Source organism: Streptomyces sp. 8N616, from assembly GCF_052246385.1.
Classification (GTDB): domain Bacteria; phylum Actinomycetota; class Actinomycetes; order Streptomycetales; family Streptomycetaceae; genus Streptomyces.
Window position 1 is genome coordinate 122,961 of sequence record NZ_JBQQBY010000024.1, and the last position, 13,717, is coordinate 136,677.

Below are 13,717 nucleotides of genomic sequence, written 5' to 3' on the forward strand. Positions count from 1 at the left end.
GCTGTTCCCGGCCTTCGCCTCCGCGGTCGCCGAGGTACGAGTCCTGCCGACGGGGTGTCAGAGCGTCGAAGTCAGTGGCTGTTCCGCCCAGATGGTCTTGCCGTCGCGCGTGTAGCGAGTGCCCCACCTCTCGGCCATCTGGGCCACCAGGAACAGGCCGCGCCCGCCCTCGTCGGTGGTGCGGGCCCGGCGCAGGCGCGGGGAGGTGCTGCTGGTGTCCGAGACTTCGCAGATGAGCTGGCGGTCGCGGATGAGCCGGAGCATCACGGGCCCGCCGCCGTAGCGGTAGGCGTTGGTGACCAGTTCGCTGACGATCAGCTCGGTGGTGAAGGCGATCTCGTTCAGTCCCCACTCGGCGAGTTGTGAGGTCGTCAGCGCACGGGCCCGGGCCGCCGCGGTCGCTTCCGCGGGCAGCTCCCACGTGGCCACCTTGTGGGCGGCCAGGACGCGGGTGCGGGCGATGAGCAGCGCGACGTCGTCGCCGGGGCGATCGGGCAGCAGCGCGTCCTCCACCGCCTTGGCCGTCGCCTCCAGCGAACGGGCGGGACCGCGCAGCACCCTGCGCAGTCGCCCCATGCCCTCGTCGAGATCACCGCGCCGGACCGCGACGAGCCCGTCGGTGTACAGGGCCAGCAGGCTGCCCTCGGCCAGTTCCAGCTCGGTGGACTCGAACGGCAGCCCGCCCAGGCCGAGCGGCGGCCCGGCGGGCAGTTCGGGGAAGTCCACCTGTCCGTCCGGCGTGACCACCGCGGGCGGCGGGTGGCCGGCGCGGGCGAGGGTGCAGCGCCGGGAAACCGGGTCGTAGACGGCGTACAGGCAGGTCGCGCCGATGAACTGCTGGGACCGTTCACGGGCCGGCTCCTGCTCGGAGGCCAGACGGTCCACGAGATCGTCGAGGTGGGAGAGGACCTCGTCCGGGGGCAGGTCGCTATTGGCCAGGGTGTGTACGGCGGTGCGCAGCCGGCCCATGGTGGCCGCTGCGTGGATGCCGTGGCCGACGACGTCGCCGACGACGAGCGCGACGCGGAGCCCGGAGAGCGGGATGACGTCGAACCAGTCGCCGCCCACGCCCGCGGTGGCGTCGGCCGGCAGATACCGGTGGGCGATCTCGGCTGCCGGGTGCTCGGGCACCTCGCCCGGGAGCAGGCTGCGCTGCAGGGCGAGCGCTGCCTGGTGCTGCCGGGTGAACTGGCGTGCGTTGTCTATGCAGACGGCGGCGCGGGAGGCGAACTCCTCGGCCAGCGTGAGGTCGTCCTCCTCGAACGGCTCGGGCCGCCGCCACCGCCACAGGCTCACCACGCCCAGCACGAGACCGCGCGCGATCAGCGGCACGACCATCAGCGAGTGGACTCCCAGATCGAGGGCGCGCTCGGCCCTTTCCGTTTCCGCGGGGAACCACGCCGTAGACGTCCCCAGGACCGGTTCGAGGACCGGACGCCGCTCGGTCAGACAGCGCGCCTGCGGAGCGTCCGGGGGGAAGTACATCTGGTTGCCCTCCGGGTACATGACCAGCAGCGGATCCGGCGAGACGCTCCGGAGCGCCGCCCTGTACACCGGTTCGCTCGCCTCCCGGACGGGCTCTTCGCCGCGGGTCACCGGCTCGAGCAGATCCACGGAGACGCAGTCCGCGAGGTCGGGGACCGCCACCTCGGCCAGCTCGTGCGCGGACCGCGTCACATCCAGCGTGGTCCCGATACGGGCGCTGGCCTCGTTGAGCAGCGACAGTCTCCTACGGGCCCGGTAGCGGTCGGTGACGTCCTCGACCAGCTGGGCGACGCCGAGGATCCGGCCGGTGGCGTCCTCCACCCGGAACGCGGAGAGGGACACGACGAGCTCCCTGCCGGGATCCTGCCGCAGTCGACTGGGCTGTTCGGTGAAAATCAGGGGTTTGCCCGTATCCAGCACCCGCTGCAGCCCCGTGTCCACCGTGGCCGCGTCCGCGCCGATGAGGAAGTCGCCGGTGCGATGCCCAGGGAACTGCTCGACCGGGAGCCCACCGAACCGGGCGAGCACCTTGTTCACCCGCAGAATGCTCAGGTCCGGGGCATAGACGGACAGACCGATCGGGGACCGGCGGAACATCCCCTCCAGAACGGCCCGGTCCGTCTCCCACTGGAGGACCTCCTCCGCCGGAGCGCAGACGACGAGCCACTCGAGGGCGCCGTCGGCTCTCACCACCGCCCGGGCCCGGCACCCCAGCCCGACCCGGCCGCCGCTGCGGTGGCGGACGGGCACGACCCCGAACCAGCCCCCGTCGCGTACGCATGCGGCCACTGCGTCCATGACGGCGGCCCCATCGCGGGGGTCGACCAGGAAATCCCGAGCCGGCCGGCCCAGCACCTCCTCGAGCGGGTAGCCGAGCAGTGCCTCCGCACGATCGCTCCAGCCGACGACATTCCCCCGGTCGTCCAGCACGGCAGAGGCCGACCGAAGCACGGCGAAGGGGTCGTGCGGGCCCTCGCTGATCGTCGTCACCGGTGTGTCCATCACCTACCACCCTCGTGCCCTTCGAGTGGAACCGCGCGTCGGCGCACTGCGGTGACTTCTCGGCGTTCCCCGGTCCCGGCGCCTGGCACGGCTTGAACCAGTATCGGCCCGGTGAAGACACTCCGCGTTCCGAAGGCTCACGCACCAGCGGAGGCCACCGCTCACCCGGGAGCGACGACGGGATCGCACCGCTCCTACCTGGAACGATTCGTGCCGCGCGGCAGTCAGTCAAGCCCTCTGCAACGAAGCGCCCCCGGGGTCGGGAGCGCGGCCGCCGTCGGTGGACCGCCCCCACCGGTGGCCGTGCGAGTCCGGCCGGGTGGGGTACCCGGTGCTCGAGCCACCGCACGAGTGCCGGAGGCCAGACCATGAGCGCGCAGGATCCGCAGTTCGCACCCGGGCCCCACGGCCCCCGCCACGGGCGCAGGACCCACGCAGCCGATCCCCTGAGGCGTCGGTCCGACCGCGTCGAGGCCTGGGTCTCCCGTCTCGTCCTGCTCCTGCTCGTGATCGGACTTCCGGTGGCCGCGGTGAGTGTCGGTCGCGCGGTGTACTCGTCCCAGATGCACGTCGTGCACACCGAGTCCGCGGAACGGCATCAGGTCACGGCGCGCCTGACCGAAGACGCCGCCGGCCCGCTGATGGTGTCGGACGGTGACGACTTCCAGAGGGCGCCGGTGCGCTGGACCGAGGAGGACGGCGCGCAGCGGGCGGGCACCGCGCGGGTGCCGCCGGGCACGGAGGCGGGTGAGACCGTCCGGGTCTGGGTGAGCCATGACGGTGCCGTAGCCCGGGCGCCGCTGTCCCCCGGGACCGCGGCGGCGAACGGCTGGCTCGCCGGCGGCGTTACGGCAGGTGGCGTGGCGGCCGTGGTGCTCGCTGCCCAGACAGGGGTCCGGCATGTGCTGGACCGCAGGAGGTACGCGCAGTGGGACGCCGAGTGGCAGGTGGTGGAGCCCCAGTGGTCCGCCCGGTTCCGCCAGTGAGGCCGGGCGCAGCGCCCGCATGTCCGCATCGACGCTGAGGAGGTGCCGTCGATGTCCGACGCAACGGTCACCGATCTGTACGAGGTGACGATGGCGATGTCGTATCTGCGGGAGGGGATGACGGAGCCGGCGACGTTCAGTCTCTTCGTCCGCGCCCTGCCGCCCGACCGCGGCTTCCTCGTCAGCGCGGGTCTGGATTCCGCGCTGGACTTCCTGTCCGCCTTCCGCATCGGCGACCAGGACGCCGATGCCTTCGCCGCGGCCCTCCACCGGCCGCGTCGCGCCCTGGCTCCCCTGCGCGGTCTGGAATTCACCGGCGAGGTGCGGGCCGTGCCGGAGGGCCGGATCGTACTCGCGGGCGAGCCCCTCCTGGAGGTGACCGCGCCCCTCCCCCAGGCGCAGCTCGTCGAGACCTACCTCCTCAACCAGCTCAGCCACCAGACCGCGATCGCCTCGAAAGCCGCCCGGTGCGTACTCGCCGCGGCCGGACACCCCGTCGTGGACTTCTCCCTGCGCCGCACCCACGGCACCGCGGCCGGATTCCAGGCCGCCCGGCTCAGCGCGATGGTCGGCTTCACCGGGACCAGCAACGTGGCCGCGGCCACCGCCGTCGGAGTGCCTGCCGTCGGCACCATGGCCCATTCGTACGTGGAGGCCTTCGGCTCGGAGGAGGATGCCTTCCGCGCCTTCGCCCGGGCTCACCCCGGCCCGGTGACGCTTCTGGTGGACACCTACGACACGGAGGCGGGCGTCCGTACGGCGGCGCGCGTGCTGCGGGACCTGGACCGCGGGCCCGGCTCGGCGATCCGGCTGGACAGCGGCGACCTCGGAGCCCTGGCGATACGGGCGCGCGGCATCCTCGACTGCGCGGGGCTGCCGGACGTACGCATCGTCGCCAGCGGCGGGCTCGACGAGTACGCCGTCGACCAACTGGTCCGCTCCGGAGCGCCGATCGACCTCTACGCCGTGGGCACCCGCGTCGGCGTCTCGGCCGACGCACCGTACCTGGACACGGCCTACAAGATGGTCGAATACGGCGGCCGGCCGGTGATGAAGCTCTCCTCCGCGAAGGTGACCGCGCCCGGCCGCAAGCAGGTGTTCCGGCGGCCCGGATACGCCGATGTGATCGGGCTCCGGGGCGAACCGCCCCCCTCCGGCGGGCGGCCGGTGCTGGAGACCGTCATGCGGGACGGACGTCGCACCGACGCGCCCTTCGCCCTCGAGCAGGCGCGGGCGCGGTTCACCGCGGATCTGCACGAACTGCCGCGAGCGGCCGTCCGTGTCAGGGACCCGGTCGCCCCGCGGGCGGTCGCCTCCGAGCGGCTGACCGCGCTCGCCGCGCAGGTGCGGCACCGCATCGGGGAGGAGAACCTGCCGCCCGCCGCCGCGTGGCGCAGAAGGCATGAACAGACCACGTGAACGAACCGGATGAGGAGAACGGCGATGGCGCACACAGTGGAATGGAGGGTTCACCTCTACCTCTTCGAGGACGAGGGGACGACGAAGGCGCGCGTCGAACTGGACACCGGCGCCACGGCGCTCACCGGCCGGGGAGTCGCACGCTGCAATCCCGCGGACACGGACGTACCGGAGATCGGTGACGAGCTGGCGGCGGGCCGGGCCATGCACGATCTCGCCCAGCAGCTGCTGAGCGCCGCCGAGCGCGACATCGGGGGCTCGGACACGTCGATGACCGGCCCGGACGCTCGGCAGGCGGCGGGGTGGCCGATGTAGCGGGTGGCGCGGGAATTCACGCGGGGCGAGATCTCCGAGACCGAGTTCCAGCGGCCAAGGGGAAGGTCCTGCACTGACCTTGCACTGGCCCTTGCACTGGCCCTTGCACTGGCCCTGCGCTGACCCGCGCGGCGCGGCGACAGCTGACCTTGCGAGGTTCGCGCCTGGTCAGGACGTCCATTCCAGGGTCTCGGCGGCGAGTGCTTCGGCGATGCCGCGCGCCCAGGCGCGGACCCGCTCGGGGTCCCGGAAATCGCCGCCCCGGCCGGACTTGAGAATCTGCCGGGCGATCAAGCCCTTCGCCCCTTCCTGGAGCCTGCCGCCGAAGGTGATGTGGCCCCGGACGTCCAGCCGGAAGGCGATCCGGTCCACGCCCGGTACCGGGGGAATGTCCCGCTCGCCGGCCGAGGGGTCCAGCGGTCCGCTGCTGAACAGCCAGACGGAGCGTGCGTAGAGCGCCGCGTCGTGGCGGCGGGCGAAGCGGGTGGCATCGCGGTGCCACCGGCCCATGTAGAGGGCGCCGCCCAGCACCACGGCCTCGTACTCCTCGATGTCCCGCACCTCGGCCGCGGACCGCACCTCGGCCCGCAGCCCGGACTGGCGCAGCGCATCGCCGATCCACTCGGCGATCTCGGCGGTGGACCCGTTCCTGGTCCCGTAGGCGACGAGTACGTTCTGCGGGCTCATGGCTACCTCCGCACTGCGATCCGGCGGCGACGTCCGTAGGGCGGCCAGCAGCCGGGCAGCGGGGCGCGGCCGCCTCCGTCTCCCATCCTCAGCTTCGCGCGGCCCGGCCGCAGCCCCGAGAGGCCGATGGTCCTCGGGGCTGTGCCATCCGGCCCTGTGACCGTGTCACCGGGAGGTCCCTTCACCCGGCGCGGAGGGCTGGAGGTCGGCCTCCTCCGGGAGTTCGTCGACGTCGACACCGCGGACCTGAGCCAGCTCGTGCTTGAGCGCGGCGAGTTCCGCACCGCCCGCCATGTGGTTGGTCAGCTCCTCGAGGCTGATCTCGCTGCGGCCGGCGCTCAGCTCCAGGGTGCCGAGGCGGAGCACGGTGAAGTGGTCGCCGACCATGTAGGCGTGGTGCGGGTTGTGGGTGATGAAGATGACGCCGAGGCCGCGGTCCCGGGCGGCGGCGATGTACTTCAGTACGACGCCGGACTGCTTCACGCCGAGCGCGGCGGTGGGCTCGTCCAGGATCAGCACCCGGGCCCCGAAGTACACGGCCCGGGCGATCGCCACGGACTGGCGCTGGCCGCCGGAGAGCGTGCCGATGGGCTGGTCGAGGTCGTCGAGGACGATGCCCATGTTGCGCAGTTCCCCGTCGGCGGTCTTCTTCATCGCCGCGATGTCGAGGCGGCGCAGGGGCCAGACACCGCGGGTCACCTCGGAGCCGAGGAAGAAGTTCCGCCACACCGGCATCAGGGGGACGGTCGCCAGGTCCTGGTAGACGGTGGCGATGCCGCGGTCGAGGGCCTCGCGCGGCGTGGTGAGCTGCACCGGCCCGCCGTCGATGCGGTATTCGCCCTCGGTGTGCTGGTGCAGCCCGGAGATGATCTTGATCAGGGTGGACTTGCCGGCGCCGTTGTCGCCGAGGACGCAGGTGACCCGGCCCGGCCGGACGGCCAGATCGACGCCGTGCAGTGCGCGGATGTTGCCGTACGACTTGCCGACGCCCTCGAGTTCGACGATCGGCTCGGCGTCCTCGGGCGCAGTCCCGGCAGGTGCGGCCGCGCCGGGCGCGGTTCCGTTGGTTGACATGTGATCACCTCCGGGTCGCCTGGCGGCGGACCCACAGATTGACGAGTGTGGCGAGCAGGAGCATCACGCCGAGGAAGAACTTGAACCAGTCGGGGTTCCAGTTGGCGTAGACGATGCCCTGCGACACCATGCCGAAGATGAAGGCGCCGATGACGGGGCCGATCGCGGAGCCGTAGCCGCCGGTGAGCAGACAGCCGCCGATGACCGCGGCGATGATGTAGAGGAACTCGTTGCCCACTCCCTCGCCGGACTGCACGGTGTTGAACGAGAACAGCAGGTGCATACCGACGAACCAGGCACCGGCGCCCACGCCCATGAACAGGGCGATCTTGGTGAGGTTCACCGGTACGCCGACGGCGCGGGCGCTCTCCTTGTTGCCGCCCACTGCGAAGATCCAGTTGCCGAACCTGGTACGCAGCAGCAGCCAGGTGGCGGCCGCGGCGAAGGCCAGCCACCAGAACACCGTGATCTTCACGTTGACTCCGCCGATGCCGATCTCCGAGGCGAACAGGGACTTGGCCTGGTCGAAGCCATCCATGTCGCGGATCGAGTCGGTGGCGACATTGCCGGTGTAGATCTTGGTGATGGCGAGGTTGGCGCCCTGGAGCATCAGGAAAGTGCCCAGGCTGATCAGAAAGCTGGGCAGCCCGGTTCTGATCAGCAGATAGCCGTTGAACGCCCCGACCGCCAGCGAGACCGCCAGCGCGACCAGGACGCCGGTCCAGACGTTCAGGCTCAGCTGGAAGCTGAGCATGCTGGCGGTGAGCGCCGAGGTGGTGACGGCCACACCGGCCGACAGGTCGAACTCACCGCCGATCATCAGCAGGGCCACGGGCAGCGCCATGATGCCCATGACCGATGCCTGGTACAGCACCGTGGCGAGCGAGCCCGCCTCGCGGAAGGACGGCGCCACCGCGAAGAAGAACACGTACACACCGATGGCCGCGATGAGCGCGCCGATCTCCGGGCGCGCCAGCAGCCTGCGCAGCGGCGAGCGTTCGGCCGCGCGGCCGTCCTTCGTGGCGTCCGGCGAGGCCGGCGACGAGGGGCTCGTCGCCGGTGCCGTCGTCTGGGTCATCGTCATCACCGGGTGCCCTTCGCGGCGTACTTGGCGATGGTGTCGACGTTGTCCTTGGTGACGAACGCCGGTCCGGTCAGCACCGCTTCCTCTCCGCCGCCGCTGAAGTTGCCGTTGTTCTTGTAGAGCCACAGCGCGTCGACCGACAGATAGCCCTGCAGATACGGCTGCTGGTCGACCGCGAACTCGACGTCGCCGTCCTTGACGGCGGCGACCAGGTCCTTGTTGAGGTCGAAGGTCGCGACCTCGGCCTCGCTGCCCGCGTCGGACACCGACTGGACGGAGGTCAGCGCGAAGGGCGCGCCCAGCGTGACGACGTGGTCGATGGAGCTGTCCTGCTTGAGCTTGGCGGTGATCGTCGACTTCACGGACGGCATGTCGGTGCCGTTGACGTAGAGGTTCTCCGTCTTGCCCTTGAACCTCTTCTTCACGCCGGCGCAGCGGGCCTCGAGCGCGACGTGGCCCTGCTCGTGGATCACACAGATGTTGTGCTTGGCGCCCAGCTCGTTGAGCTTCTTCCCGAACGCCTCGCCCGCGACCTTCTCGTCCTGCCCGAAGTACTCCAGCAGGCCCTGGTCCTTCCAGTCGTCGATACCGCCGTTGAAGCCGACGACCGGGATGCCCGCACGCTTGGCCTTGGCGACCGCGCCCTTCATCGCCTCCGGCTTGGCCAGTGTCACCGCGATCCCGTCCACCCCCTGGTCGATCGCGTTCTGGACCAGGTTGGCCTGGGTGGCCGCGTTGGGGTCGCTGGAGTAGACGAGCTCGATGTTGTCCTTGGCGGCGGCCGCCTGGGCGCCCTTGCGGATCAGGTCCCAGAAGGTGTCGCCGGGAGCGGCGTGGGTGATCATCGCGACCTTCATCCGCGGGGTGTCGGCCTTGCCTGCCGCGGCGCTGTCCGCCGCTTCCTCGGCCTTCTTGCCGCCCGCACTGCTGGAACAGCCTGCGGCGAACAGGGCCGCCGCGGCGGCTGCGGCGACGATCGCGGTGTATCTGCGCGGACGGGGGTGACGCGTGCGGTCCATCTGTCCTGCACCTCACTGTGAGACAGGGGAAGGGAGAGGAGGGGGCCGGCCGGGAAGGCCGGGCCATATGCCGGTTGCGCGGCGGGTTCTTTGGGACCGGATACAAACCCGTGGCGCATCCCACTGTCAATAGATTGTTAGGACATTATTTCGCTAGCAGGTCCGAATGTAAGTACAAACGGTTGACAGCGCTGCGCGGCGCCGACTACATCTGGACGCGGCCGGACCGCCCCGGCATCAGCACCCCGAGCCCGAGGAGCGCCGCGCATGACCACGTCGCACGACCTGATCACCATGGGCCGCATCGGGGTCGACATCTACCCCCTGCAGACCGGTGTGGGACTGGCGGAGGTCGAGACCTTCGGCAAGTTCCTGGGCGGCTCTGCGGCCAATGTCGCGGTGGCCGCCGCGCGGCTCGGGCACTCCACGGCCGTGATCACTCGCACCGGCCGGGATCCCTTCGGCAGCTACCTGCACCAGGCGCTCAAGGAGTTCGGCGTCGACGACCAGTGGGTCACCCCGGTCGACGCGTACCCCACGCCGGTCACCTTCTGCGAGATCTTCCCGCCGGACGACTTCCCGCTGTACTTCTACCGGCAGCCCAAGGCCCCCGACCTGGAGATCAGGCCCGAGGAACTCGATCTCGACGCCATCCGCGCGGCCCGTATCTTCTGGATCACCGGTACGGGCCTGAGCGAGGAGCCCAGCCGCTCCGCCACCCTCACCGCTCTCCAGGCGCGTGACAGGGCAGGCACCACGGTCTTCGACCTCGACTGGCGCCCGATGTTCTGGGCGGACCCGGCCGAGGCACGTACGCACTACGCCGAAGCGCTTCGTCACACCACCGTCGCCGTCGGCAACCTCGACGAGTGCGAGATCGCCACCGGCGTACGCGAACCGCGCGCCTGCGCCCGGGCGTTGCTCGACGCGGGCGTGGAGCTCGCCGTCGTCAAACAGGGCCCGGGGGGCGTGCTCGCCGTGCACCGCGACGGCACCACCGCCGAAGTCCCGCCCGTGCCCGTCGAGGTCGTCAACGGCCTCGGCGCCGGGGACGCGTTCGGCGGGTCCCTCTGCCATGGTCTGCTCGCCGACTGGGAGTTGGAGAGGATCATGCGCTACGCCAACGCGGCCGGCGCCATCGTCGCCTCCCGCCTCGCCTGCTCCTCCGCGATGCCCACCGAGTCCGAGGTCGAGAACCTCCTCGCACGCGGCTGACCCGCAACTCGCCTCCGCGAAAGAGAGCACCCCTTGAGCATCAGCATCCCCGACCTCGTCACGGTGCGAGCCCGGCACCCGGAGGCCATCGCCGAAGCGGCCGCCCACCGTACCCGCCGCCCCCTGATCGGGGACAGCGGCCGGCTGATGATCGTCGCCGCCGACCACCCGGCGCGCGGATCCCTCGCCGTCGGCGACCGGCGGTTCGCCATGGCCAACCGGGCCGACCTGCTGGAGCGGCTCTGTGTCGCACTGTCCAGGCCGGGCGTGGACGGAGTGCTCGCCACCGCCGACATCCTGGAGGACCTGCTGCTGCTCGGCGCCCTCGAAGGCAAGGTCGCCATGGGCTCGATGAACCGCGGCGGACTCGCCGGAGCCTCTTTCGAACTGGACGACCGCTTCACCGGTCACCGCGCCCAGGACATCGCCCGGCTGCACTTCGACGCGGGCAAGCTGCTCCTGCGCGTCGACTACGAGGACGCCGGATCGCTGTCCACCATGGAGTCGACCGCACGTGCCATCGACGCGATGGCGCAGCACCAACTGCCGGTCTTCGTGGAGCCGTTCATCTCCCGCAGGGTCGACGGCAGGGTCAGGAACGACCTGAGCGCCGGGGCCGTCACCCGGTCCATCGCCATCGCCTCGGGCCTCGGCGGCACCTCCGCGTACACCTGGCTCAAACTCCCGGTCACCGACGACACGGACGACATGGCGGAGGTCATGGATGCCTCCACCCTGCCCGTCGTCCTGCTCGGCGGCGACGTCGGCAGGGATCAGGAAGTCGCGTACGAGAAATGGCGCAAGGCGCTGCGACTGCCCACCGTCCAGGGCCTGGTCGTCGGCCGCTCGCTGCTCTATCCCGCCGAGGGCAGCGTCGAGACGGCGGTGGACACCGCCGTCGGCCTGCTCTGAACAGCCCTGGAGCGACTCACACATGACCAGTACGCAGGACCAGCAGCACCACCTGCCCGCGGGGAAGGCCGCGCGCGGCCCGTACGGCCCGGGTGCCACGAATCTGGTCACGGGTGCGGCGCTCGCCACCGTCAGCCGCCTCCCCGTCCTCCTGCTCCCCGGTGACGCCTTCGCCACCCGCGCCGCCGCCCCGCTGCTCCAGCAGCTCGAACACCCTGTCTCCGCCGACGTGTCCGTCAAAGACAGGCCGTCACGCTCGCCCTCCCGCAGGACGTGCGGGCCGAAGCCTTCGACTGGCCCGAGGAGTTCTTCGCCGACGGCGTGTGGCACGTACAGCGCCCGGCCCCCGAGCCGTCCGAACTCGCGGCCGCCACCCGAGCCGTACGCGCCGCGAAGCGCCCGCTGATCATCGCGGGCGGCGGCGTCCACCACAGCGAAGCCGAGGGTGCCCTGCGGGCCTTCGCCGACGCCACCGGCATTCCCGTCGCCCCCACCCAGGTGGGCAAGGGCTCGCTGCGCCACGACCACCCCGCAGACCTCGGCGGCGTGGGCCACACCGGCACGGCTATCGCCGACGACATCGCGCGCACCGCCGACCTCGTCATCGGAGTGGGCACCCGCTACACCGACTTCACCACCGGCTCCAACACCCTCTTCGCGAACCCGGCAGTGCGGTTCCTCAACCTGAACATCACGCCCTTCGACTCCCGCAAGCTCGCCGCCCGCACCCTGGTGGCCGACGCCCGCGCGGGCCTGGAAGCACTGGCCGGGGCACTCGGGGACCACCGGGTGGACGAGGTGTACGAGGCCGGGTACCGCGCGGGGAAGAAGCGCTGGGAGCGCGTCGTGAAGGCCGCCTACCGGGCGGACGACGAGAGCGCGCAGCCCACTCAGACGCAGGTGCTCGGCGCCCTCGACGCGGTCGTCGGCGACCACGACGTGATCATCAACGCCGCCGGTTCGCTCCCCGGCGACCTGCACAAACTCTGGCGCGCCCGCGGCCCGCGCCAGTACCACCTGGAGTACGGCTACTCTGCATGGGCTACGAGATCCCGGCCGGCATCGGGGTGCGCATGGCCGCCCCCGGCACCCCCGTCTGGTCGCTGTCGGCGACGGGACGTACCTGATGATGCCGACCGAGATCGTCACCGCCGTCCAGGAGGGCCTGGCCGTCAACCTGATCCTGATCCAGAACCACGGCTACGCCTCCATCGGCGGCCTGTCGGAAGAGACCGGCGCCGAGCGCTTCGGCACCGCCTACCGCTACCGCGCAGCCGACGGGACCTTCACCGGCGATCCGCTCCCGGTGGACCTGGCAGCCAACGCCGCCAGCCTGGGCATGGACGTCATCCGCCCCAAGACCGTCCGCGAGCTGCGTGAGGCGCTCGCCCAGGCCCGTACGAGCGACCGCCCGACCTGCGTGTACGTCGAGACGGGCACCGGCAGCACAGCCCCCAACGCCCTTGCCGCCGAGGCCTGGTGGGACGTGCCCGTCGCCGAGGTCGCCTCCCGCGAGGCGGCAGTGCGGGCCCGCAGGACGTACGAAGCCCGTGCCGCCGAGCGCCGCCGCCACCTCTGACCGCAGCTGGGCCGCACCCTCACGAAAAGGTCAACCCGCGACGGCGGCCCTCGGCGGCTGGGGCACCGCCCCTGCGGAACCGCCCGTGTCCACAGCCGAGTTCAGGATCAGGGCGAGCAGGCCGAGGGCCGTGCAGCTGCCCACGTCCGCCTGCTCGAGCTCGTTCGCGGACATCTCCCCGGCCTGGTCCGGATCCGCGCTCGTCACGACACAGCGGATATCGGCCAGGCCGTCCTGACTCGCACGACCGACCGGTGGAACCCTCACGGGCATGTCTCACCTCCGTTGTCCGCCGGCGCTCGCCTCTGCGCGCCTCCGCTTCACACCGGATCGCTCAGCTTCTGATCTCGCAGATGACGGCGCCGGAGGTGACCTTCGCGCCGACTTCGGCGGTCAGGCCCTTGATCGTGCCCGAGCAGTGCGCGCTGAGCGGCTGCTCCGACTTCATGGCCTCGAGGACGACGACGAGGTCGCCCTCGTTGACGTGCTGGCCCTCTTCGACGGCGACCTTGATGATGGTGCCCTGCATCGGGGAGGCCAGCGCGTAACCGGACACGACCGAGCCCGGCTTCCTGGCGGGCATGTGCCTGGGCGGTTCCGGCCGCGCGTGGCCTGCGGCAGCGGCGGCCGCGCTGGTGAGGAGTTCGGTGGGGAGGCGGACCTCCAGGCGCTTGCCGTCGACCTCGACGACGAGCCTTTTCCAGGCTGTTGATCCCGACCCGGCTCCGTCCGGGCTGGGCACGGCGTAGGGCTTGATCTCGTTGACGAACTCGGTCTCGATCCAGCGGGTGTGCACGCGGAACGGTTCGCAGACGAAGGCCGGGTCGGTGACCACTGCGCGGTGGAAGGGGATCGCGGTGGCCATGCCCTCCACCTGGAACTCCGCCAGCGCACGCGCCGCGCGCTGCAGCGCCTGCTGCCGGGTGGCGCCGGTGACGAT

General features: G+C 71.3%; 12 protein-coding genes and 1 pseudogene. 6 read left to right on the forward strand and 7 right to left on the reverse strand.

Annotated features, from left to right (window positions below; all coding sequences use genetic code 11):
• Positions 1 to 57: 57 nt before the first annotated feature.
• Positions 58 to 2,487 carry a SpoIIE family protein phosphatase gene (locus ACTWQC_RS22460; protein WP_443317575.1) on the reverse strand — a complete coding sequence of 810 codons (2,430 nt, stop codon included), beginning with the start codon at positions 2,485 to 2,487 and terminating at the stop codon, positions 58 to 60.
• A 368-nt stretch (positions 2,488 to 2,855) separates the two neighbouring features.
• Between ACTWQC_RS22460 and ACTWQC_RS22465 the strand changes: the two genes are divergently transcribed.
• Genes ACTWQC_RS22465 through ACTWQC_RS22475 form a run of 3 tightly spaced genes read left to right on the forward strand, consistent with a single transcriptional unit; the run spans position 2,856 to position 5,207 of the window.
• Complete coding sequence (locus ACTWQC_RS22465; protein ID WP_443317576.1) at positions 2,856 to 3,473, forward strand: Rv1733c family protein; 618 nt, start codon at positions 2,856 to 2,858, stop codon at positions 3,471 to 3,473.
• 51 nt (positions 3,474 to 3,524) lie between these two features.
• Positions 3,525 to 4,892 (forward strand): nicotinate phosphoribosyltransferase, encoded by a 1,368-nt coding sequence (locus ACTWQC_RS22470; protein ID WP_443317577.1) that lies wholly within the window; start codon positions 3,525 to 3,527, stop codon positions 4,890 to 4,892.
• 24 nt (positions 4,893 to 4,916) lie between these two features.
• Positions 4,917 to 5,207: a DUF1876 domain-containing protein gene (locus tag ACTWQC_RS22475; RefSeq protein ID WP_443317578.1), complete on the forward strand. Its 291-nt coding sequence runs from the start codon at positions 4,917 to 4,919 to the stop codon at positions 5,205 to 5,207.
• A gap of 168 nt (positions 5,208 to 5,375) precedes the next feature.
• Here the strand turns inward: ACTWQC_RS22475 and ACTWQC_RS22480 are convergent, their stop codons facing one another.
• The 4 genes from ACTWQC_RS22480 to ACTWQC_RS22495 all read right to left on the reverse strand — a co-directional run bounded on the left by ACTWQC_RS22480 (position 5,376) and on the right by ACTWQC_RS22495 (position 9,071).
• A complete protein-coding gene (locus ACTWQC_RS22480) occupies positions 5,376 to 5,894 on the reverse strand; it encodes a flavodoxin domain-containing protein (RefSeq protein ID WP_443317579.1) in 519 nt (172 codons plus the stop codon).
• Positions 5,895 to 6,059: 165 nt separating this feature from the next.
• Positions 6,060 to 6,968: an ATP-binding cassette domain-containing protein gene (locus ACTWQC_RS22485; protein WP_443317580.1), complete on the reverse strand. Its 909-nt coding sequence runs from the start codon at positions 6,966 to 6,968 to the stop codon at positions 6,060 to 6,062.
• Positions 6,969 to 6,972: 4 nt separating this feature from the next.
• A complete protein-coding gene (locus tag ACTWQC_RS22490) occupies positions 6,973 to 8,046 on the reverse strand; it encodes an ABC transporter permease (protein ID WP_443317581.1) in 1,074 nt (357 codons plus the stop codon).
• Between the two features lie 5 nt (positions 8,047 to 8,051).
• Positions 8,052 to 9,071 carry a sugar ABC transporter substrate-binding protein gene (locus tag ACTWQC_RS22495; protein ID WP_443317582.1) on the reverse strand — a complete coding sequence of 340 codons (1,020 nt, stop codon included), beginning with the start codon at positions 9,069 to 9,071 and terminating at the stop codon, positions 8,052 to 8,054.
• 267 nt (positions 9,072 to 9,338) lie between these two features.
• On the opposite strand from ACTWQC_RS22495, the gene iolC reads away from it, so the two are divergent.
• The 3 genes and pseudogenes from iolC to ACTWQC_RS22510 form a co-directional block, all read left to right on the forward strand.
• Positions 9,339 to 10,286 (forward strand): 5-dehydro-2-deoxygluconokinase, encoded by a 948-nt coding sequence (gene iolC, locus ACTWQC_RS22500; RefSeq protein ID WP_443317583.1) that lies wholly within the window; start codon positions 9,339 to 9,341, stop codon positions 10,284 to 10,286.
• Positions 10,287 to 10,319: 33 nt separating this feature from the next.
• Entirely contained in the window at positions 10,320 to 11,198 is an 879-nt protein-coding gene (locus ACTWQC_RS22505; protein WP_443317584.1) for a Cgl0159 family (beta/alpha)8-fold protein, read from the forward strand.
• An 82-nt stretch (positions 11,199 to 11,280) separates the two neighbouring features.
• A pseudogene (locus tag ACTWQC_RS22510) lies at positions 11,281 to 12,777 on the forward strand (thiamine pyrophosphate-dependent enzyme); the annotation flags it as partial.
• Between the two features lie 30 nt (positions 12,778 to 12,807).
• On the opposite strand, the gene ACTWQC_RS22515 reads toward ACTWQC_RS22510, so the two are convergent.
• Positions 12,808 to 12,984, reverse strand: coding sequence for a hypothetical protein (locus ACTWQC_RS22515; RefSeq protein ID WP_443317585.1), 177 nt, complete (start codon positions 12,982 to 12,984; stop codon positions 12,808 to 12,810).
• Positions 12,985 to 13,111: 127 nt separating this feature from the next.
• On the reverse strand, positions 13,112 to 13,717 hold a 606-nt coding region (locus ACTWQC_RS22520; RefSeq protein ID WP_443317586.1), incomplete at its 5' end, for a biotin/lipoyl-containing protein.

What these genes read in the sequence shown, in the direction of transcription:
- ACTWQC_RS22460 (WP_443317575.1), bottom strand. Translation starts at nt 2,487, where the DNA reads ATGGACACACCGGTGACGACGATCAGCGAGGGCCCGCACGACCCCTTC.
- ACTWQC_RS22465 (WP_443317576.1), top strand. Translation starts at nt 2,856, where the DNA reads ATGAGCGCGCAGGATCCGCAGTTCGCACCCGGGCCCCACGGCCCCCGC.
- ACTWQC_RS22470 (WP_443317577.1), top strand. Translation starts at nt 3,525, where the DNA reads ATGTCCGACGCAACGGTCACCGATCTGTACGAGGTGACGATGGCGATG.
- ACTWQC_RS22475 (WP_443317578.1), top strand. Translation starts at nt 4,917, where the DNA reads ATGGCGCACACAGTGGAATGGAGGGTTCACCTCTACCTCTTCGAGGAC.
- ACTWQC_RS22480 (WP_443317579.1), bottom strand. Translation starts at nt 5,894, where the DNA reads ATGAGCCCGCAGAACGTACTCGTCGCCTACGGGACCAGGAACGGGTCC.
- ACTWQC_RS22485 (WP_443317580.1), bottom strand. Translation starts at nt 6,968, where the DNA reads ATGTCAACCAACGGAACCGCGCCCGGCGCGGCCGCACCTGCCGGGACT.
- ACTWQC_RS22490 (WP_443317581.1), bottom strand. Translation starts at nt 8,046, where the DNA reads ATGACCCAGACGACGGCACCGGCGACGAGCCCCTCGTCGCCGGCCTCG.
- ACTWQC_RS22495 (WP_443317582.1), bottom strand. Translation starts at nt 9,071, where the DNA reads ATGGACCGCACGCGTCACCCCCGTCCGCGCAGATACACCGCGATCGTC.
- iolC (WP_443317583.1), top strand. Translation starts at nt 9,339, where the DNA reads ATGACCACGTCGCACGACCTGATCACCATGGGCCGCATCGGGGTCGAC.